The organism is Providencia sp. CIM-Carb-044 (genome assembly GCF_033901115.1).
GTDB classification, from domain to species: Bacteria; Pseudomonadota; Gammaproteobacteria; order Enterobacterales; family Enterobacteriaceae; genus Providencia; species Providencia hangzhouensis.
Genome location: NZ_JAXADV010000017.1, coordinates 54,400 through 75,607, shown reverse-complemented (window position 1 = coordinate 75,607; position 21,208 = coordinate 54,400). Strand labels below are relative to the sequence as shown.

The window sequence follows — 21,208 nt, the reverse complement described above, 5'->3', positions numbered from 1 at the left end:
CTCAGCAGTGAAACGCCGTAGCGCCGATGGTAGTGTGGGGTCTCCCCATGTGAGAGTAGGGAACTGCCAGACATTAATTAAAGGTTTATTGCTCAATAAGCAGTAAACAACCGAAAGGCAAAAGAATAAGTGGAGCGGTAGTTCAGTTGGTTAGAATACCTGCCTGTCACGCAGGGGGTCGCGGGTTCGAGTCCCGTCCGTTCCGCCACTTAATTTAGGGGCGTAGTTCAATTGGTAGAGCACCGGTCTCCAAAACCGGGTGTTGGGAGTTCGAGTCTCTCCGCCCCTGCCAGTTACCAATTAAGTAATAATAAAAGAAGTATCTATTGATAACCCGATTAGTTTAATCGGGTTTTTCTTTATTCGTATGACTATAAATATAAAGTTATTTTTCCCCTTCTGCTAATTTTCAATTTATTTTATCCCATTAGCTATCCCACTGTTTTGTATCTCTTAATCGTATTCACTATTTAAATACACTGTGATGTTACGTTCTCCCAGCTACTTTTTATTTTCACCATCTTATATTTATTTTTCGTATCATCAGTGAGTTGTTACTTACGACTTTATACTTCTCAATGTATTCACAGGTTGAATAATATTTTGTTGTGCTCAATATTTAAGTTAGAAAAATGAGCGTATATATAAAGTTGGTAGTTTAATTTTTATTAAGCTCAAAAATTATCTTGCTGAAAAAGCAAAATATCATTGTATTGCTGTATGAATATTGGTCAGTTATCTGTTATTGATATATCTTATTAAAAAACAAAATGAAGTATCAATTAAGATTATTTTGCAGAGATCTATAGTTTGTTTATGGGATCATAGGAAGGTGAGTGGATTTGTTACTCACCTTCTTATTTTTTATTCACTTAACTGTGCATTTTTTATTGGAGTTTTAATCAGTTGATTGATAAGAGCTTGCTGATCGTTTTTCTGGAGCCAAACTGCATACAAAGGTTTGTTTATTGAGGTTTCTGAGAGCGTTTTTAAGCCCGGATATTGATATACCCAATGAGCAGGTAAAAATGCCGCTGAAAGCGATACAGGAAGTAATTGGCGGGTAATATGGGCTGAGGTAGTGATCATAACAGGTGTGTCATCTTGAGTTAATGAAGGTTCATTTTTTGGATGGAAGTCAGCACCCCATTCAAGCCTTATAAAATTATATTTTGTGAGTGCAATATTTTTTTGGGAAGCCATGAGTTGTAAGTCAATCGTACCGATGATTGTACTTTCAAACTCATCCATTTTAGGTGGTTCAGTTGCGATTAATAAGTCTAATTCTCTAGAATGTAGTTGCTTAACAAGAGACTGGCGCGTTGAAACCCTAGCTTCGAGCCGCAGTTCATCATGTTGATTATAAAGTTCTTCTACCCAGTCAGTTAGATAACCTTCCCAAAGTGAAGCTGTTGCACCAATAGAAAGCTCTGTGTGTTGTGAGGCATGAGATATTTCTTTTTTAGCTTGCAGCCAGGTATTCATTAACGATTCAGCATATGGAACAAGCCTTTCTCCTGCAGCTGTTAACCGGATATTATTTCTATGCCGCGTAAATAGGCTTGTACCTAATTGTGTTTCTAATTGCCTAATACGGAAGCTAACCGCTGATTGCGTTAAATAGAGTGATTCTGCGGCTCGACCAAAGTGCCTAGTTTTACTGACCTCTAAAAAAGTTCTCAATAACTCGCTGTCCACATGCATCTCCAATTATTTTTGTCGTGATGATTTAAATGTTTTGTTTTACAGATTGTCAATGCTGTCTAATACTCCGCGCCATATAGAGTTTGACTGTAATAAGTTAGGAGTGTGTCAGATGGCAGATAGCTTCATCACGACTAATCGTTTTTTTGATAACAAACATTACCCACGTGGCTTTTCTCGTCATGGTGATTTCACCATTAAAGAAGCTCAGTTGCTAGAACGTCTCGGCCAAGCTTTTAATGAGCTTGATACAGGTAAGCGTGCACCTCAGACAGAAGAAGAAAAACTTTTCGTCGCTGTATGCCGTGGTGAACGTGAACCAGCTACCCCAGAAGAAAAAGTTTGGACAAAATATTCTAGCCGTATTAACCGTCCAAAACGCTTCCATACTTTATCTGGCGGTAAACCGCAGATAGACCCATCGGAAGACTACACTGATACAGATGATTAATATTATCATCGTATGATAAGAGGGACTTCGGTCCCTTTATTTCTACGGGATAATAAGTACTTATCATTTCTACGGGATAATAAGTACTTATCTGCCCACTCTTCTCAGCTTACTTGTTTTTGCAAATGAAGCAATAACTTATCCATTGCTCGATACCCCAAAGCTTCTAATAAATCTGAACGTTCAATAGTTTCTGCGGCATTAAGGTCGGCGATTGTTCTAGCAACCCTTAAAATTCTGTGCCAAGCTCGAATGGAAAGACCTAGCTTATTTAATGCATGTTCTAAGAATAACGCATCTTTTGTTGTTAGCAGGCAAAATTGTGTGGTTTCTCTTGGTGTTAGTAAACTATTAATTTTTCCAGCTCGCCTAAGTTGCCTATTTCTGGCTTCGACGACTCTTTGTCTAACCTGTTCACTTGTTTCACCTTGGTTAGTTTGATTACTTAATGAACCGAGAGGTAACAATGGAATCTCTATTGAAAGATCAAATCGGTCAATAAAAGGCCCTGATATGCGTGAAAGATAACGTAGTATGCGAGTAGGAGCTGAGCGGCTCATTTTTCCTTGGTAATGGCCTGTTGGGCTAGGATTTAGGGCCGCAATTAGCTGGAAACTGGCAGGATAGCAAACTTTTGCTTTTGCTCGAGAAATGCTAATTTTTCTAGATTCTAGGGGTTCTCGTAAAGAATCTAATACCGAGCGGCTAAATTCGGGTAATTCATCTAAAAATAAAACACCATGGTGTGCAAGTGAGATCTCACCAGGTTTGGGAAGAGAGCCACCACCAATTAAAGCGGCAATTGATGCACTATGGTGGGGTGCTCTAAAAGGCCTTATTGGCCAATTCATGTCTTCTTTTGTGTTTTCACTTAAACTATGTAGTGAAGCAACTTCTAAGGCTTCTTGAGAGGTTAATGGGGGGAGTAAAGTCATTAGACGGCTTGCTAGCATAGTTTTTCCTGTCCCCGGAGGACCTAACAAGAGTAAATTGTGTCCACCTGCAGCACAGATTTCTAATGCCCGTTTCCCATGTTCTTGACCAATAATATCGTTGATATCACCTTCTTGCTTGGTTGGGATAGATGCTTGATGAACTTGTTGATTACAAACTAATGTGTGTTTGTTATGTAAAAAATGGCAGAGCTCTAATAAGGATGTCGTGAAATAAACGCTATTATCTGGAAGTAGGCCTAGTTGGTGTTGGTTCTCCGTTGATAGTATTAAAGAGCGCTGTTGTTTTAATGCTGATTGGGCCGCTGGGATAGCACTGTTGACATAGCGAACATCGCCAGACAAAGCAAGTTCGCCTAAAAATTCATATTGTTTTAATGGATCGTGGGGGATTTGCCCTGATGATGCGAGTATGGCAATAGCGATGGCAAGGTCATACCGACCACTTTCTTTTGGTAAATCTGCTGGGGCTAAATTAACCGTCATTTTTTTAGCTGGATATTCAAACCCGCTATTTAGTAGAGCGCTTCGAACTCTATCTCTTGCTTCTTTTACTGCTGTTTCTGGTAGCCCAACAAGTGTTAAACCTGGAAGCCCATTACTAATATGTGCCTCAACAGTAACAAGAGGTGCTTCTAACCCAATTGATGCTCTAGTGTAAACAATTGCTAATGTCATAAGCCCTCCAATATTTTTTACAGAGTAATATTCTGCTGAAATTAGGTTTGTTTATCTTGAGTTGATAACATATTTGCGAAGCTGCTCGATAATTTAATTGCTTAGTTACTAGGCTGTTTCAATTTGCGTCGAGTAGCTTCGAGGACTTGTTATAACAGTGATTGCGTTAATTTTATAAAGAGTGGAAGCTATACTGAACTTGGATATTCATAAGAAAAAGTAATTAGTTTTTTGGCGTGAATCTTAATGGTATTGAATGGCTGGTGCGGATGATGTAGCTGATTATGCTATGTATTCTATTGAATTTTACTGAGAAACGGTAGTTTAAGCAGTTTATAATGCTAATTTGTTGATAACGATATGATTTTTAAATAATTTAATGTTTTGAAAATAAATAAATTAAATAAAAGTTGTCAAAACGATTTTAAAATGATAACTCTAAATAATAGATAATTAAGAATATTGAAAAAGTAAAACTCATGAACGCATTTATCCAAGCAGTTAGCCTAATTATTATTAGCGTGGTGGTGATTATTATCCCACCGTGCGGGGCTGCACTTGGACGACGAAGGCTAAAATAACAGCCAGATCTCACGAGAACCCCGCACCGAAAGGCGCGGGGTTTTTTTTGACATAAATGTTGATGAATGCAAACACACTAAATAAAACATAACAAATACAAATAGATAAAGTAGACGGACAGGAGATAAAGCATGAACGGAGCACAATGGTTAGTTCAAGCATTGCGAACACAGGGAGTTGATACCGTATTTGGGTATCCTGGTGGCGCAATTATGCCAGTTTATGACGCATTGTATGATGGCGGAGTTGAGCATTTGTTGTGTCGACATGAGCAAGGGGCTGTAATTGCTGCGATTGGATATGCACGTTCAACAGGGAAAACAGGGGTATGTATCGCAACATCGGGTCCTGGCGCAACAAATGTTATCACGGGATTGGCTGATGCATTGTTAGATTCCGTTCCTGTTGTCGCCATTACTGGGCAGGTTGCTTCTGAGTTTATTGGAACCGATGCCTTTCAAGAAATCGATGTTTTAGGGTTGTCCTTAGCTTGTACTAAGCACAGTTTTTTGGTTGAAGATATCGAGGATTTACCTCGCATTCTTGCTGAGGCTTTCGCAATCGCAAATAGTGGGCGTCCTGGTCCTGTACTGATTGATATTCCGAAAGATATTCAGCTACAACAAGCTGAGTTGTCTCCATTTTTAATGCCGGTAGAGCAAGAAGTCACTTCACCTTTATCTGAAATACAACAGGCAAGAATGCTATTAGAACAATCAGAAAAGCCTATGTTGTACGTTGGTGGCGGTGTTGGAATGTCTGGTGCCGTTAAAGAATTACGTGAATTTATTGAGTTTACAGGTGTTCCTTCAGTTGCAACGTTAAAAGGGCTTGGTGCCGTGAGCCCTTTAGATGAAAACTATTTAGGCATGTTAGGTATGCATGGTACTAAAGCAGCCAATATTTCAGTGCAACGCTGTGACTTACTCATCGCTGTTGGTGCTCGTTTTGATGATAGGGTAACAGGTAAGTTGAATACTTTTGCACCGAACGCCAAAGTGATTCATATCGATATAGACCACGTAGAATTAGACAAATTACGTCAAACACATGTTGCGCTACATGGTGATGCAAAAGTATTACTCCCTGAATTAATGCTTAAAAAATCAATTGAACCTTGGCAGCAGGAAGTTCAGCAACTTAAAAAAGAGTTTGGTTGGCGTTATGACCATCCTGGTGAACCTATTTATGCGCCACTGTTATTGAAACAGCTGTCGGATAAAATGAAACCAAATACGGTTGTGACCACCGATGTAGGGCAACACCAAATGTGGTCAGCACAGCATATCACCGTTGATGGCCCTGAAAATTTCTTAACCTCTAGTGGGCTTGGCACCATGGGGTTTGGTATCCCTGCGGCAATTGGTGCACAGGTTGCTAGGCCTGAGGATACTGTAGTCTGTGTATCTGGGGATGGGTCATTTATGATGAATGTCCAAGAGTTGGGAACCATCAAACGTAAGCAACTTCCTGTAAAAATCCTTTTGATCGATAACCAACGCTTAGGCATGGTTCGCCAATGGCAGGAACTGTTTTTTGAGCAGCGTTATAGTGAAACGATTTTGACGGATAACCCTGATTTTGTGGCATTAGCCAGTGCGTTTGGTATCAAAGGCCAACGAATTACTGATAAGTCAGAAGTTAATGCTGCATTAGATGAATTGCTGAATAGCGAAGGTGCCTATTTATTACAGGTATCAATTAATGAACTAGAAAATGTCTGGCCGTTGGTTCCACCTGGGGCTAGTAATGAAAAAATGATGGAGAAACCATTATGATGCAACATCAAATCTCGATATTGGCCCGTTTCCGTCCTGAGGTTTTAGAGCGTATATTAAGGGTCACTCGCCATCGTGGATTTCGTATTAATTCCATGAATATGGGGCAATCAACAGACGGCGACAATGTTAATATTGAACTCACTGTAAGTAGTCAAAGGCCATTAACTCAGCTTTGTGCACAGTTAACTAAGCTTTCAGACATTACAGAAGTTGAAGTACTACAACAAGAATCACGACTATTACGCACACAAAGTGCAATGTAAGGAATATACAAATGACTAAGAAAGCTGACTTTATTTGGTTTAACGGTGAAATGACGCCATGGGCTGATGCAAAGGTTCATGTTATGTCTCATGCTCTGCACTATGGTACATCGGTGTTTGAAGGCGTCCGTTGTTATGACTCACATAAAGGTCCTGTGGTCTTCCGCCACCGTGAGCATATGCAACGTTTGCATGATTCAGCGAAAATTTACCGTATGCCTGTCAGCTATAGCGTTGAAGAGTTAATGGAAGCTTGCCGTGCAACTTTGCGTAAAAATAACTTAGTCAGTGCGTATATTCGTCCATTAGTGTTTATTGGTGATGTTGGTATGGGCGTTAACCCACCAGACGGTTACAAAACCGATGTTATTTTAGCGGCGTTCCCATGGGGGGCGTATTTAGGTGAAGAAGCGTTAGACCAAGGTATTGATGCGATGGTGTCTTCTTGGAACCGTGTGGCGCCAAATACTATCCCTACAGGGGCGAAAGCAGGAGGTAATTATTTATCTTCTTTGCTAGTTGGTAGCGAAGCTCGTCGTCATGGTTACCAAGAAGGTATTGCATTAGATGTTCATGGGTATTTATCAGAAGGTGCAGGGGAAAATATTTTTGAGGTGAAAGACGGCATCCTGTATACACCTCCGTTCACATCCTCTGCATTACCAGGTATTACACGTGATGCAATTTTAACGTTAGCAAAAGATTTGGGTATTGAAGTTCGTGAGCAAACACTATCACGCGAATCTCTTTATCTTGCTGATGAAGTCTTTATGACAGGCACAGCTGCCGAAATTACGCCAGTACGTAGCGTTGATGGTATCCAAGTCGGCATTGGTCGTTGTGGCCCAGTAACCAAGCAAATTCAGCAAGCATTCTTTGGCTTATTTGATGGCACAACAGAAGATAAATGGGGCTGGTTAGATCCAGTAAACCCTTAATAATTAAATTGAAATAGATGTTACAGGCGGACGTTCCCCGCCTGTTTTAAACACGGGAGTTAAAGATATGCCTAAGTACCGTTCAGCAACAACAACTCATGGTCGTAATATGGCTGGGGCTCGTGCATTATGGCGTGCAACAGGCATGACCGATGCTGATTTTGGAAAGCCCATTATTGCTGTTGTTAACTCATTCACACAGTTTGTTCCAGGCCACGTACATTTACGTGATTTAGGCAAATTAGTTGCAGAGCAAATTGAAAATGCAGGTGGTGTTGCGAAAGAGTTTAATACAATCGCAGTTGACGATGGGATTGCCATGGGACATGGCGGAATGTTGTATTCCTTACCTTCCCGTGAATTAATTGCAGACTCGGTTGAATATATGGTAAACGCACACTGTGCGGATGCCATGGTGTGTATTTCAAACTGCGATAAAATCACGCCAGGCATGTTAATGGCGTCATTGCGCCTCAACATTCCGGTTATTTTTGTTTCGGGTGGCCCAATGGAAGCGGGTAAAACTAAGCTTTCAGATCAAATTATCAAGCTCGATTTAGTTGATGCCATGATCCAAGGGGCGAACCCAAATGTGAGCGATGCAGATAGCGAGCAAATAGAACGTTCAGCATGCCCAACGTGTGGCTCTTGCTCAGGAATGTTTACTGCAAACTCAATGAACTGCTTAACTGAGGCACTGGGGTTATCTCAACCAGGAAATGGCTCATTATTAGCGACTCACGCAGACCGCGAAACTTTATTTATCAATGCAGGTAAGCGCATTGTTGAATTAACTAAACGCTATTACGAACAAGATGATGAAAGTGCGTTACCACGCAATATCGCCAATAAATCTGCATTTGAAAATGCGATGACGTTGGATATTGCGATGGGTGGTTCAACTAACACAGTTCTGCATTTGCTTGCGGCGGCTCAGGAAGCCGAAATTGATTTCACCATGGATGATATCGACCGTTTATCACGTAAAGTTCCGCATTTGTGTAAGGTTGCACCGAGTACACAAAAATACCATATGGAAGATGTTCACCGTGCTGGTGGTGTTATTGGTATTTTAGGTGAACTGAGCCGTGCAGGTTTGTTGCAAGAAAACGTAACTAATATTTTAGGGCTAAGCTTCCAAGAAACATTAGCGCAATATGATGTGATGTTAACGAAGGACGAGTCTGTTAAATCGATGTTTTCCGCGGGCCCTGCTGGGATCCGTACGACAAAAGCCTTTTCACAGAATTGCCGCTGGCCGTCATTGGATACTGACCGTGAGAATGGGTGTATCCGTAGTATTGAGCATGCGTATAGTTTGGATGGAGGGCTGGCTGTCCTGTCTGGAAATATTGCAGAAGATGGCTGTATTGTTAAAACCGCTGGAGTTGATGAAGGCAGCTTAACATTCCGTGGCCCAGCCAAAGTGTTTGAAAGCCAAGATGACGCAGTAGAAGCCATTCTGGGTGGCAAAGTCGTTGAAGGAGATGTGGTTGTTATTCGCTATGAAGGGCCAAAAGGTGGTCCAGGCATGCAAGAAATGCTTTATCCAACTTCATACCTCAAATCAATGGGATTAGGGAAAAGCTGCGCATTAATAACGGATGGCCGTTTTTCGGGCGGTAGTTCTGGCCTTTCTATCGGTCATATTTCGCCAGAAGCAGCGAGTGGTGGCTTATTAGCATTAGTTCAAGATGGCGATATTATTGATATTGATATTCCAAAAAGAACGATGGTGCTGGATGTGAGTGAAAGCGAATTGAATCAACGCCGTGAAGCTGAATTAGCTCGAGGCGATAAAGCTTACACCCCGCGTAATCGCCAGCGTGAGGTTTCTTTTGCTCTGCGTGCTTACGCTTCTTTGGCGACGAGCGCAGACAAAGGTGCTGTTCGTGACAAGTCGAAATTAGGGGGCTAATTGTGGCTGCAGCAAAACCATTACCGGCTGCCCCAACCGGAGCAGATTACTTAAAAGCGGCGCTAAGTGCGCCGGTTTATGAAGCTGCACAAGTAACGCCTCTTCAACAGATGGATAAAATATCTTCACGCTTGGGCAATACCATTTTAGTAAAGCGCGAAGATAGGCAGCCTGTACATAGCTTTAAGCTCCGTGGTGCTTACGCCATGATTGCGAGTTTAACCGAAGAGCAAAAAAGCAAAGGTGTGGTGACCGCTTCTGCAGGGAACCACGCTCAAGGCGTTGCATTATCGGCAAACCGTGTGGGTGTGAAAGCAAAAATCGTCATGCCAGTCGCAACAGCAGATATCAAAGTGGATGCAGTACGAAGCTTCGGTGGCGAAGCTATTTTACATGGCGCTAATTTTGATGAAGCGAAAGCGAAAGCCATTACAATGGCAGAAGAGGATGGCTACACCTTCGTTCCACCTTTTGATCACCCTTCAGTCATTGCAGGCCAAGCTACGATAGCACTGGAACTACTGCAACAAGATGTTCATTTAGACCGAATTTTTATCCCAGTAGGTGGCGGTGGGTTAATTGCGGGCGTCGCTGTGATTATTAAGCAGTTAATGCCAGAGATTAAAATTATTGGTGTGGAGTCTGAAGATGCCGCCTGTCTAAAAGCGGCATTGGAGGCTGGGCACCCTGTTGATTTACCGCGTGTTGGCTTGTTCGCAGAAGGTGTGGCAGTCAAACGTATTGGCGATGAAACCTTCAGATTGTGCCAGCAATATGTTGATGATGTTATCACTGTTGATAGTGATTCCATTTGTGCAGCATTGAAAGATATTTTTGAAGATGTTCGCGCGATAGCAGAGCCTTCAGGCGCTTTGGCATTGGCAGGATTGAAAAAATATGTACAGCAGCACAACATCAAAGGCGAACGTTTAGCACATATTTTGTCCGGTGCGAATATGAATTTCCACGGGCTGCGTTATGTTTCTGAGCGCTGTGAAATTGGTGAACAACGAGAAGCTTTGCTGGCAGTGACCATTCCTGAGCAAAAAGGGAGTTTCTTACGTTTTTGCCAGTTACTAGGCCATCGAGCCATTACGGAGTTTAACTATCGATATACGGATGCCGATCCTGACCGTGCTTGTATTTTTGTTGGGGTGCGTTTAAGTGGCCGTGATGGCGAGCGCTCGGAGATTATCCAAGAACTTAGAAGTAACGGCTATGAAGTCGATGATTTATCAGATGATGAAATGGCAAAACTTCATGTGCGTTATATGATTGGTGGTCGCCCATCAAAGCCATTAGATGAAAGATTGTATAGCTTTGAATTTCCAGAGTCTCCAGGTGCATTACTGAGATTCTTAGAGACACTTGGGACTCATTGGAATATTACGTTATTTCATTATCGCAGCCATGGTACAGATTATGGGCGAGTGCTGGCGGCGTTTGAACTGGCTGGGCCAGAAGTACGTTTTGATAGGCATCTTGATGCGTTAGGTTATGAATATCATGATGAAACAGGAAACCCGTCTTTCCGTTTTTTCTTAGCGCCGCAAGATAGCCAAAGAACCTTAGATTGAGTTGTCTGGGAGTAATTCCCAAAACGCTTTAATTAATGGTTCACTCAGGCGTTTGCTTAATAGGCAAACGCCGAGTTCAAAAGGTTCTACCATTGAAATATTATCGAGCTGTGAAATACGGCTGCGTACGGGTTCTGGGCTGTTATCAACGACCACACTAGGAATCAAGGCAATACCGCATCCCAAAGCCACCATTGACACAATTGCCTCATGGCCTGATACCGTCGCATAAATGACAGGGTTATTGATATTATGGCGACGGAACCAGAGTTCGATACGTTTACGAGATGGGCCGTGCTCAGGCAGGATAAAGGGGACGGTAGACCAATCAGGTTCCGCTTCTGTTACCATGCTTCGTACAGCACAGGGTAGTGATGGAGCAATCAAAACGAGAGGGATTTCGCCGATTTTTGCAAAACGGACGTTATCAGGTAAGCGCTCGGGTTTCCCGGCGATGCCAAGATCAGCTTCATGAGTTTCCACTTTTTCGACAGCATCCGCTGCGTCCCCTGTCGTGAGTTTAATTTCCACTAATGGGTGTAGCGCACGGAATTTATCTAAAACTTCGGGTAAATGACTATAAGCTGCTGTAACTGAGCAAAAAAGATGTAGTTCCCCACTGAGCGATGGACTTTGCTGGTTGAGAGCATGTTGCAGCTGTTGATATTGCAATAATGTTTGTTGGGCAAATTGCTTAAGGTGTTCCCCTGCTTGGGTCAATTTAACTGAGCGGTTATCTCGCACAAATAGTGGGTGACCAAGCTGTTCTTCGAGACGTTGTATTTGTCGAGACAACGTGGAAGGGCTGACATGCATCGCTTTAGATGTGCGCCCGAAGTGGCAACTTTGTGCTAAATGCAAAAAAAGCTTGAGATCGCGAATGTCCATTTTGCCCTCTAATAACATAATTAATGATGTTGCAGATATTGCAACATTGTATTGTTAATATATCAATTTAAGCAATGCGAAACATCGCATATAGTAAATCCATAAACGCTCAAAAATGAGCGACAGGCAGATTGCCTGACATAACGAACACAACAGAACAATGGAGTATGACAATGGCGAATTATTTTAACACATTGAATTTGCGTGAGCAGTTAGCTCAATTAGGCAAGTGCCGTTTTATGCAGCGCGAAGAGTTTGCAGATGAAGCAGGTTTTCTGAAAGGTAAAAAAATCGTCATCGTCGGTTGTGGAGCGCAAGGTTTAAACCAAGGCCTGAATATGCGTGATTCAGGTTTAGATATTGCTTATGCATTACGTGATGAAGCAATTGCAGAGAAACGTGCTTCATGGCGCAAAGCGACAGAAAATGGTTTCAAAGTTGGTACTTATGAAGAACTGATCCCTACCGCTGATTTGGTTATTAACTTAACGCCAGACAAGCAGCACTCAACCGTTGTTCGCGCTGTTCAGCCTATGATGAAACAAGGTGCAGCACTGGGTTATTCACATGGCTTCAACATTGTTGAAGTTGGCGAAGAAATTCGTAAAGATATTACTGTTGTGATGGTAGCGCCAAAATGCCCAGGTACTGAAGTTCGTGAAGAATACAAGCGTGGTTTTGGTGTTCCAACGCTGATTGCAGTACACCCAGAAAATGACCCGAAAGGTGAGGGGATGGCGATTGCCAAAGCGTGGGCAGCAGCGACTGGTGGCCACCGTGCAGGTGTTTTGGAATCCTCATTTGTTGCAGAAGTTAAGTCTGACCTGATGGGCGAGCAAACTATTCTGTGTGGAATGCTGCAAGCGGGGGCATTACTGAGTTACGACAAAATGGTCGCAGACGGTGTTGAGCCAGGCTACGCAGGAAAATTAATTCAGTTTGGCTGGGAAACTATCACCGAAGCACTGAAACAAGGCGGTATCACGCTGATGATGGACCGTTTGTCTAACCCTGCAAAAATTCGTGCTTATGCATTATCTGAACAACTGAAAACCATTATGGCGCCATTGTTCCAAAAACATATGGATGACATCATTTCAGGTGAATTTTCTGCAACCATGATGGCAGACTGGGCAAATGATGATAAAAACTTGCTGACATGGCGTGAAGAGACAGGCAAAACAGCATTTGAAAATTACCCTGAATATGAAGGGAAAATCGCAGAACAAGAGTATTTTGACCACGGTGTTCTGTTAGTTGCAATGGTTAAAGCAGGCGTTGAGTTAGCGTTCGATACGATGTTAGAAGCGGGTATCTTAGAAGAATCGGCTTACTATGAATCACTGCATGAATTACCACTGATTGCGAACACCATTGCTCGTAAACGTTTATATGAAATGAACGTGGTTATCTCTGATACTGCAGAGTATGGTAACTATCTGTTCTCATTCGCAGTTGTGCCAATGCTGAAGGATTTCATGACGAAGTTACAAGCAGGGGATTTAGCGAAACCAGTTGCCGATAATGGCACTGATAATGCACAGTTACGTGATATCAACGAAGCTATCCGTAACCATCCGATTGAGAAGATCGGTAAGACGTTACGTGGTTATATGACGGATATGAAGAAGATTGCGGTCGGCTAACTCATTATCCTTCCCCTTTCACGCTCTAGGGGTGTCAGCTTCTTAAGATTACCCAAGTCACATACTTTAGTATGCTCCTTGGGATAATCTTATTTGCTTCCTACCTAGAACGCGAAATGCTTTGGATAATCACCATGTTTTCTCTTGCAATAGTGTAGAAAAAAGCATTGATGTTATAAAAGAAAAAGAACAAAACCACATTATTCGGATGGATGATGTGGTTTTTTGTTTTTTATAAATAGAGAAGATCGTTGCTCAAGAGTTGGGTCGGTTTCTGCTACAATCTGTAGCGAGTTCCATTTTGAATAACTGAGTGATGTAGAGAAGCCATGCGATTGAATCCTAGCCAACAGCAGGCAGTTGAATTTGTCGATGGCCCGTGCCTTGTATTGGCGGGGGCTGGGTCAGGCAAAACACGTGTTATTACCAATAAAATTGCGCATTTAATTCGCCAATGCGGTTATCAGCCTCGGCAAATTGCAGCGGTGACTTTCACCAATAAAGCGGCGCGGGAAATGAAAGAGCGCGTGGCACAAACCTTGGGTAAAAAAGAAGCGCGTGGTTTGATCATATCCACCTTCCATACATTAGGCTTGGAAATTATTAAGCGTGAATATAAAGCGCTGGGTATTAAAGCCAACTTTTCGCTATTTGACGACCAAGACCAGATGGCATTGTTGAAAGAACTCACTTTTGACTTGCTAGAAGAAGATAAAGACTTACTCAAACAATTGATCTCAGCGATCTCTAATTGGAAAAATGATCTTATCTCGCCACAACAAGTTATAGGCCAAGCACGGAGTGAGAAAGAGCATCACTTTGCCGAGTGTTATCGCCGCTATGAACTTCATCTGAAAAGTTGCAATGTGTTGGATTTTGATGACTTAATCAGCAAACCTACTATGTTGTTATATCAAAATGAAGAAGTTGGTGAACGCTGGCAGCAAAAAATTCGCTACTTGCTGGTGGATGAGTATCAAGATACCAATACGAGCCAATATCAGTTGGTTAAATTGCTTGTGGGGCAGCGAGCAAGGTTTACTGTCGTGGGTGATGACGACCAGTCAATCTATTCATGGCGTGGAGCAAGGCCGCAAAACTTGGTTTTATTAAATCAGGACTTCCCTAAGTTAAATGTCATTAAGCTTGAGCAAAATTACCGTTCATCTGAACGAATTTTAAAGGCTGCAAATATTTTAATTGCCAATAATCCTCATGTATTTGAAAAAAAATTATTTTCTGAATTGGGATATGGAGCGCCACTTCGGGTTCTTACGGCAAACAATGAAGACCATGAAGCCGAAAGAGTGATTGGGGAGCTTATTGCACACCATTTTATTAATAAGACGGAATATAAAGATTACGCCATTTTGTATCGCGGTAACCATCAATCGCGTATTTTTGAAAAAATGTTGATGCAAAATCGTATTCCGTATCGCATTTCGGGGGGGACTTCGTTTTTCTCCCGCCCTGAAATTAAAGACTTATTAGCCTATTTGCGAGTATTAACTAACCCTGAAGATGACAGTGCTTTTTTACGCATAGTAAATACTCCACGTCGAGAGATTGGTCCTAAAACTATCCAAAAACTTGGGGAATGGGCAAACCAGCGAGGGAAAAGCTTATATCAGGCCAGCTTTGATCTAGGGCTTGAACAAATTTTAAAAGGCAAAGGATTAGATGCATTACAGCGTTTCACTCATTGGATGGACAGTATTGTTCGAACGTCGGAACGTGAACCTTTAATTGCGGTGCGTGATTTACTGCGCGAAATGGATTATGAAAGCTGGTTATATGAAACGTCGACCAGTACTAAAGCTGCTGAAATGCGAATGAAAAACGTCAACCAATTGTTCACATGGATGAGTGAAATGGTGGAAGGTGATGATCTCAATGACCCAATGACATTGAGCCAAGTGGTTACACGCTTTACGCTGCGCGATATGATGGAGCGTGGTGAGGATGATGAAGAATCAGACCAAGTTCAACTCATGACGTTGCATGCGTCTAAAGGCCTTGAATTTCCTTATGTTTTTTTGGTCGGTATGGAAGAAGGGCTGCTGCCACATCAAAGCAGTATTGATGAAAATAATATTGATGAAGAACGCCGTTTAGCTTATGTAGGGATCACAAGAGCGCAAAGAGAGTTATTCTTTTCTCATTGTCGTGAGCGTCGTCAATATGGTGAATTGATCCGTCCCGAATTAAGCCGTTTTCTCCTTGAATTGCCACAAGATGATTTACAATGGGAGCAACAGCGTAAAGTGGTTAGTGCGCAGGAGCGTATGCAGAAAGGGCAATCAGCTTTAGCCGATATTAAAGCGCGCTTAGGGCTAAATAAAAAAAGTGAGTAACCACAACTAATTGAATTTCCACACTAGAGTAGGTCTAGTGTGGAATATATTATCAATTTGAACTATTACGTTCTTCCAACTCTAAAACCCAATTCACATAGCCCTGCCATTGAACTTCTTGCTGTAAATTTTCCGCTCGTAGAGGGTGAGCAGATAACCAACGATAAGGCAGTGTAATGGTTAGCCTTTGTGCATTCACATTAAGTCTTAGTGCAGGCAAGGTATCATCCCGTCTACGGCTCGCAAAAATAATGGCGAGGCGGAGTAAACGACATAAATCATATGTATGCTGTATGGGTAGCGCATTTTGTTGGCTTAATGGTGTTAAATCGATAGGGCCTTGCTGATTTTTCAATAATGCAGCAAGTAACCGTTTTTGAGCTGGAGTGAAGCCAGGTAAATCAAGGTGTGTTATGAGGTAGCTCGCGTGCTCGGGGCCTTTACGGAAATCGACACTCAAGCCGATTTCATGTAAGGCGCATGCACTCGATAGTAAATCACGACAGCGTGTATCTAAGCCCCAATCTTTCGCGACTTGTAAATAAAAATATTCTGCAAGTTGACGGACTCGGCCAGCTTGTTCGATATCGACTTGGAAGCGCCGTTGAATATTGCGAACGGTACGAGCGCGAATATCCTGCTCAATAGGAAGCTGTAACATACCATAGACAAGCCCTTCACGAAGTGCTCCGCCAGCAAGTGTCATGTTATCAATGTCTAATGTTTCAAAGATAGCAATCAAAATAGACAAGCCGCTTGGAAAAACAAGGGCACGTTCGAAGGTTAAGCCGTCAATTTCAAGCTCTTCAAGTTTTTGGCATTGAATGGCTTTGCGCTTAAGCTGTTGTAACTTAGAAAGGGTGATCAGTTCATCCATGCCTTGGGCAATCATGATTTCCTGAATGGCTTGTACAGTACCGGATGCTCCAACACATATTTTCCACCCATGTGTCTTGAGTGACTCTGCAATAGGGGCGATGACACTATGTGCAGCAGCTTGAGCCGCTGAGAAGTTTTCTTCGGTTAAACTTCTATCGCCAAAGTAGCGTTCAAGCCAAGTCACACAACCCATTTCAAGACTATAGAGTTGCTCCGCTTTTGCGCCAGTACCTGTAACAAGTTCAGTACTTCCCCCACCAATATCAACCACTAAGCGTTGATCTGGCCCACCAGTTGTATGTGCAACACCTTGATAAATTAAGCGAGCTTCTTCTTCCCCTTGAATAACTTTTACAGGGTTTCCTAAAATTTGACTGGCTTTTTCGATGAAAACATCGGCATTTTTAGCTAAACGCAAAGTCGCAGTCGCGACAACACGAATTTGTGTATTCGGAATATCTTGTAAGTGTTCCGAAAACAGGCGTAAACATTGCCAGCCTCGCTCCATTGCTTGCTCAGAAAGCAGGTTGTTGTTATCTAACCCTGCAGCAAGACGAACTTTGCGTTTAACCCTAGAGATCACCTGAATGCTACCAGCAGTTTCACGTACGACTAGCATATGAAAACTGTTTGAGCCTAAATCGATGGCGGCATAAAGAGAAGAAGATTTCAGCATATCGTTTTTACTCAGCCTGGACGTTTATGGTTGTTTCGTGGGCCATTGTGGCGACGCTGCGAATTCGAATTACGGCGCTGGCCTCCAGGGCGTGGGCGATGGCGGCGTTTTGGTGCCGGTAAATCGCTCAATAATGCATCACTGTTATACTTACTAACAGGGATTGAGTGTTGAATATATTCTTCAATAGCAGGCAGGTTAAGTGAATATTCTTCACAGGCTAAGCTAATTGAGTTTCCGCTTTCACCAGCACGACCAGTACGACCAATACGGTGTACGTAATCTTCACAGTCATCAGGTAAGTCGTAATTAAATACATGAGTAACTGATGGAATATGTAAACCACGAGCTGCAACATCAGTTGCCACTAAAATATCTAAATGGCCTTGTGTGAATTGCTCTAATATACGCAGTCGCTTTTTCTGTGCGACATCGCCGGTCAACAAACCTACACGATGACCATCAGCAGCTAAATGCGCCCAAATATCATCACAACGGTGTTTTGTATTGGCGAAAATAATACAACGCTCTGGCCACTCTTCTTCAAGAAGCGTTTGGAGTAAGCGCATTTTTTCTTCATTAGAAGGGTAAAATAACTCTTCTTTGATACGATGACCTGTTTTTTGTAAAGGTTCGACCTCAACATATTCAGGGTTATTCATTTGCTCGAAAGCTAATTCTCTTACTCGGTAAGATAAAGTTGCAGAAAACAGCAAATTAAGCCTTTCTGCAGCACCTGGCATACGACGGAAAATCCAGCGAATATCTTTAATAAAACCAAGATCATACATGCGGTCGGCTTCATCAAGTACCACAACTTGAACCGCACTTAAGTCGACATGGCCTTGTTTCGCGTAGTCGATTAAACGGCCTGTTGTACCAATAAGGATATCAACACCGTTTTGTAAAACCTTAAGCTGCTCATCATAGCCGTCACCACCGTAGGCTAGCCCCATTTTCAGGCCAGTGTACTCAGCTAGCTCTTTCGCATCCGAATAAATTTGTACCGCAAGTTCGCGTGTCGGTGCCATAATCAGCGCACGAGGCTGATTCGCTTTTTTACCCTCAATAGCGGGGTGAGTTAATAAATAATGGAATGTAGACGTTAAAAAAGCTAACGTTTTACCTGTACCAGTTTGCGCTTGACCCGCCACGTCTTTGCCTTCGACAGTAAAAGGCAAGGTGGACGCCTGTATAGGCGTGCAAAAATTGAAGCCTTTTTTATTCAGAGCTTCAATGACTTTAGGGTGCAATGCGAAGTCGGAAAACTTCTTTTCTGTCAAGTGTGCTTTACTCATAGTATGTTAGAATATCAGTTAACGGTTGGTTTACGAAAGTGTATCTTTTGAAATAAAGCATACTGCTGCCAATAATGTTACACTAAGTCTGCAAAAGATGATCCTTTGGAGTACAACATGAGCGATAAAATTATACATATAACTGATGCAAGTTTTGCAACTGAAGTTCTGAACGCAAGTTCACCTGTTCTCGTCGATTTTTGGGCTGCATGGTGTGGTCCTTGTAAAATGATCGCGCCTATTCTTGATGAAGTTGCTGAAGAATATACAGGCAAACTGACCATCGCAAAACTGAATATTGATGAAAACCCTGCTACCGCTCCAAAATATGGAATTCGTGGTATCCCGACCTTGCTTTTATTCAAAAATGGTGAAGTCGCAGCAACGAAAGTTGGGGCATTATCAAAAACGCAACTGAAAGAATTTTTAGACGAAAATCTGTAAGTTATCGTTATATGTAAGCTAAAACGTTTAGCGGTATATCTATTTTATCTAGAGAGCCGCTAGACGTCTTCACTTAAGCATGATAAGTTATCGTCATTCCTCGTATAGCACCCATATGAATTACCTTGTATTCCATTGCTCTTATCTTACATATCTAGCTTGTTAGTTCAGTATTGTGATGATTGTTATTGATCAAAAAACTGATGGCGTAATGATTTTAAATATGAAAATTGAAAGTTTAGACATTGAGTTATAGCAGTATTCAATATCTTCGGTTTCAATGCATCTCTCATATGAATTAAAGATAGCGCATAAGCGAACGCAATGAAATTCAATATTTTTATATCATAGGGATATAAAAACGAAGTGGGGCAGGTTTGTCTTTAGCAATTATGTGTTTTTTAATGCTAATCTGACATTAAATTTGCGATATTGGGATGGATGTTGTCCTAAATGTACAAAAAACTATTGCTAATATTGTGTGTGTTTCTAATAATATGTCACACATCATCAAGATGAGTTGCAGTCAAATGTTAGAGCAATCTTAGTAATGGCTAGCACAAGATTTTTTTGCATTGTTGTTTGCTTTTGGTAAAAATTAGTGAGCAACAGGGCAGTATAAAGTTAAACTGGCACTTAATAGTAAGCTGCCGTCAATTTACGTTCATAGTTCGAGAATTACCCCGAGTTAAAGAACCCACCATTATGAATCTTACCGAATTAAAAAATACGCCAGTATCAGAATTGATTACGTTAGGCGAAAACATGGGGCTAGAGAACTTAGCCCGTATGAGAAAGCAGGATATTATTTTCTCTATTTTGAAGCAGCATGCGAAAAGTGGCGAAGATATTTTCGGCGATGGCGTACTGGAAATATTGCAGGATGGATTTGGTTTCCTCCGTTCAGCAGACAGTTCTTACCTCGCAGGTCCTGATGATATCTACGTTTCTCCTAGCCAAATCCGCCGTTTTAACCTACGTACAGGTGACACAATTTCAGGAAAAATTCGTCCTCCTAAAGAAGGTGAACGTTATTTTGCCCTCCTGAAAGTCAACGAAGTTAATTACGACAAACCTGAAAATGCCCGCAGTAAAATTCTTTTCGAAAACCTCACTCCATTACATGCAAACCGTCGTCTGCGCATGGAACGTGGTAATGGTTCAACTGAAGATTTAACTGCTCGTGTACTAGACTTAGCGGCTCCAATCGGTCGTGGTCAACGTGGTCTGATTGTGGCTCCACCGAAAGCCGGTAAAACAATGTTACTGCAAAATATTGCAGCGAATATTGCACACAATTACCCTGATTGCGTTCTGATGGTTCTGTTGATCGATGAACGTCCTGAGGAAGTGACAGAAATGCAGCGTTTGGTTAAAGGTGAAGTTATTGCTTCAACTTTCGATGAGCCTGCAGCACGTCACGTCCAAGTCGCTGAAATGGTGATTGAAAAAGCGAAACGTCTAGTTGAACATAAAAAAGACGTTATCATTTTACTCGACTCTATTACGCGTCTAGCTCGTGCATATAACACGGTTGTACCTTCCTCTGGGAAAGTATTAACCGGTGGTGTGGATGCTAACGCATTACACCGTCCAAAACGTTTCTTCGGTGCTGCTCGTAATGTTGAAGAAGGTGGAAGCCTGACAATCATTGCAACTGCACTGGTTGATACTGGTTCTAAGATGGATGAAGTTATTTACGAAGAGTTTAAAGGTACAGGTAACATGGAACTGCACCTATCTCGTAAGATTGCAGAAAAACGTGTTTTCCCTGCAATAGACTACAACCGTTCAGGTACGCGTAAAGAAGAGTTACTTACATCGCAAGATGAGTTACAAAAAATGTGGATCCTACGTAAGATTATTCACCCAATGGGCGAAATCGATGCGATGGAGTTCCTCATCAGTAAGTTAGCGATGACAAAAACCAACGAAGAGTTCTTTGATTTTATGAAAAGAGCGTAACCGTTAAGGTTCTCTGCGTATTATAAAAAAGGTGCCTGTTATGGCACCTTTTTTTTGTTTTCATACTCGATAGTTGTGTATAAAAATTAAAGCCTACCATATTAAGCAGGTTTAATATTTTACTGATTTATTTTCAATAAATTAAGAACATGTTTTATTTGGTTCATTTATAAATAGCATTGGGTAACAGATGGAGTTTTTATTAAAAAATTA

The 21,208-nt window shown here is 41.8% G+C and carries 16 protein-coding genes and 2 tRNA genes; 13 read left to right on the top strand and 5 right to left on the bottom strand.

The window, feature by feature from the left end; all coding sequences use genetic code 11:
• Nucleotides 1-131 precede the first annotated feature (131 nt).
• Nucleotides 132-208, top strand: a tRNA-Asp gene (locus SJ312_RS21155).
• Between the two features lie 8 nt (nucleotides 209-216).
• Nucleotides 217-292: transfer RNA gene (locus tag SJ312_RS21150), tRNA-Trp, on the top strand.
• 572 nt (nucleotides 293-864) lie between these two features.
• Here the strand turns inward: SJ312_RS21150 and hdfR are convergent.
• Nucleotides 865-1,704, bottom strand: coding sequence for an HTH-type transcriptional regulator HdfR (hdfR, locus tag SJ312_RS21145; RefSeq protein WP_004906133.1), 840 nt, complete (start codon nucleotides 1,702-1,704; stop codon nucleotides 865-867).
• 112 nt (nucleotides 1,705-1,816) lie between these two features.
• Between hdfR and SJ312_RS21140 the strand changes: the two genes are divergently transcribed.
• A complete protein-coding gene (locus tag SJ312_RS21140; protein WP_036958821.1) occupies nucleotides 1,817-2,155 on the top strand; it encodes a DUF413 domain-containing protein in 339 nt (112 codons plus the stop codon).
• A 104-nt stretch (nucleotides 2,156-2,259) separates the two neighbouring features.
• On the opposite strand, the gene SJ312_RS21135 is transcribed toward SJ312_RS21140, so the two are convergent.
• Entirely contained in the window at nucleotides 2,260-3,786 is a 1,527-nt protein-coding gene (locus SJ312_RS21135) for a YifB family Mg chelatase-like AAA ATPase (protein WP_319868325.1), read from the bottom strand.
• Nucleotides 3,787-4,265: 479 nt separating this feature from the next.
• Between SJ312_RS21135 and ilvL the strand changes: the two genes are divergently transcribed.
• The 6 genes from ilvL to ilvA all read left to right on the top strand — a co-directional run bounded on the left by ilvL (nucleotide 4,266) and on the right by ilvA (nucleotide 10,845).
• Nucleotides 4,266-4,367, top strand: a complete 102-nt coding sequence (gene ilvL / locus SJ312_RS21130; RefSeq protein WP_071524553.1) for an ilv operon leader peptide — start codon at nucleotides 4,266-4,268, stop codon at nucleotides 4,365-4,367.
• 132 nt (nucleotides 4,368-4,499) lie between these two features.
• Nucleotides 4,500-6,146, top strand: a complete 1,647-nt coding sequence (ilvG, locus tag SJ312_RS21125; RefSeq protein ID WP_110591025.1) for an acetolactate synthase 2 catalytic subunit — start codon at nucleotides 4,500-4,502, stop codon at nucleotides 6,144-6,146.
• Nucleotides 6,143-6,412: an acetolactate synthase 2 small subunit gene (gene ilvM, locus SJ312_RS21120; RefSeq protein WP_004906129.1), complete on the top strand. Its 270-nt coding sequence runs from the start codon at nucleotides 6,143-6,145 to the stop codon at nucleotides 6,410-6,412. The genes ilvG and ilvM overlap by 4 nt, the downstream gene beginning before the upstream one ends.
• An 11-nt stretch (nucleotides 6,413-6,423) precedes the next feature.
• A complete protein-coding gene (locus tag SJ312_RS21115; protein WP_004906127.1) occupies nucleotides 6,424-7,350 on the top strand; it encodes a branched-chain amino acid transaminase in 927 nt (308 codons plus the stop codon).
• Nucleotides 7,351-7,417: 67 nt separating this feature from the next.
• Entirely contained in the window at nucleotides 7,418-9,268 is a 1,851-nt protein-coding gene (gene ilvD, locus SJ312_RS21110; RefSeq protein ID WP_094962446.1) for a dihydroxy-acid dehydratase, read from the top strand.
• Between the two features lie 2 nt (nucleotides 9,269-9,270).
• Nucleotides 9,271-10,845 (top strand): threonine ammonia-lyase, biosynthetic, encoded by a 1,575-nt coding sequence (gene ilvA, locus SJ312_RS21105; RefSeq protein ID WP_144140410.1) that lies wholly within the window; start codon nucleotides 9,271-9,273, stop codon nucleotides 10,843-10,845.
• Here the strand turns inward: ilvA and ilvY are convergent.
• On the bottom strand, nucleotides 10,837-11,733 hold the full coding sequence (gene ilvY, locus SJ312_RS21100; RefSeq protein WP_004906122.1) for an HTH-type transcriptional activator IlvY: 897 nt from the start codon (nucleotides 11,731-11,733) through the stop codon (nucleotides 10,837-10,839). The genes ilvA and ilvY overlap by 9 nt on opposite strands.
• A 173-nt stretch (nucleotides 11,734-11,906) precedes the next feature.
• Between ilvY and ilvC the strand changes: the two genes are divergently transcribed.
• Both ilvC and rep read left to right on the top strand, forming a co-directional pair.
• On the top strand, nucleotides 11,907-13,379 hold the full coding sequence (gene ilvC / locus SJ312_RS21095; RefSeq protein ID WP_036958818.1) for a ketol-acid reductoisomerase: 1,473 nt from the start codon (nucleotides 11,907-11,909) through the stop codon (nucleotides 13,377-13,379).
• A 329-nt stretch (nucleotides 13,380-13,708) separates the two neighbouring features.
• Entirely contained in the window at nucleotides 13,709-15,733 is a 2,025-nt protein-coding gene (gene rep, locus SJ312_RS21090; RefSeq protein WP_319868324.1) for a DNA helicase Rep, read from the top strand.
• A 52-nt stretch (nucleotides 15,734-15,785) separates the two neighbouring features.
• Here the strand turns inward: rep and gppA are convergent, their stop codons facing one another.
• Nucleotides 15,786-17,288: a guanosine-5'-triphosphate,3'-diphosphate diphosphatase gene (gene gppA / locus SJ312_RS21085; RefSeq protein ID WP_272574915.1), complete on the bottom strand. Its 1,503-nt coding sequence runs from the start codon at nucleotides 17,286-17,288 to the stop codon at nucleotides 15,786-15,788.
• A gap of 11 nt (nucleotides 17,289-17,299) precedes the next feature.
• Nucleotides 17,300-18,586, bottom strand: coding sequence for an ATP-dependent RNA helicase RhlB (gene rhlB / locus SJ312_RS21080; RefSeq protein WP_004906115.1), 1,287 nt, complete (start codon nucleotides 18,584-18,586; stop codon nucleotides 17,300-17,302).
• 117 nt (nucleotides 18,587-18,703) lie between these two features.
• On the opposite strand from rhlB, the gene trxA reads away from it, so the two are divergent.
• A complete protein-coding gene (gene trxA / locus SJ312_RS21075; RefSeq protein WP_004906112.1) occupies nucleotides 18,704-19,030 on the top strand; it encodes a thioredoxin TrxA in 327 nt (108 codons plus the stop codon).
• A gap of 705 nt (nucleotides 19,031-19,735) precedes the next feature.
• Nucleotides 19,736-20,995 carry a transcription termination factor Rho gene (rho, locus tag SJ312_RS21070; protein WP_004906109.1) on the top strand — a complete coding sequence of 420 codons (1,260 nt, stop codon included), beginning with the start codon at nucleotides 19,736-19,738 and terminating at the stop codon, nucleotides 20,993-20,995.
• Nucleotides 20,996-21,208 lie beyond the last annotated feature (213 nt).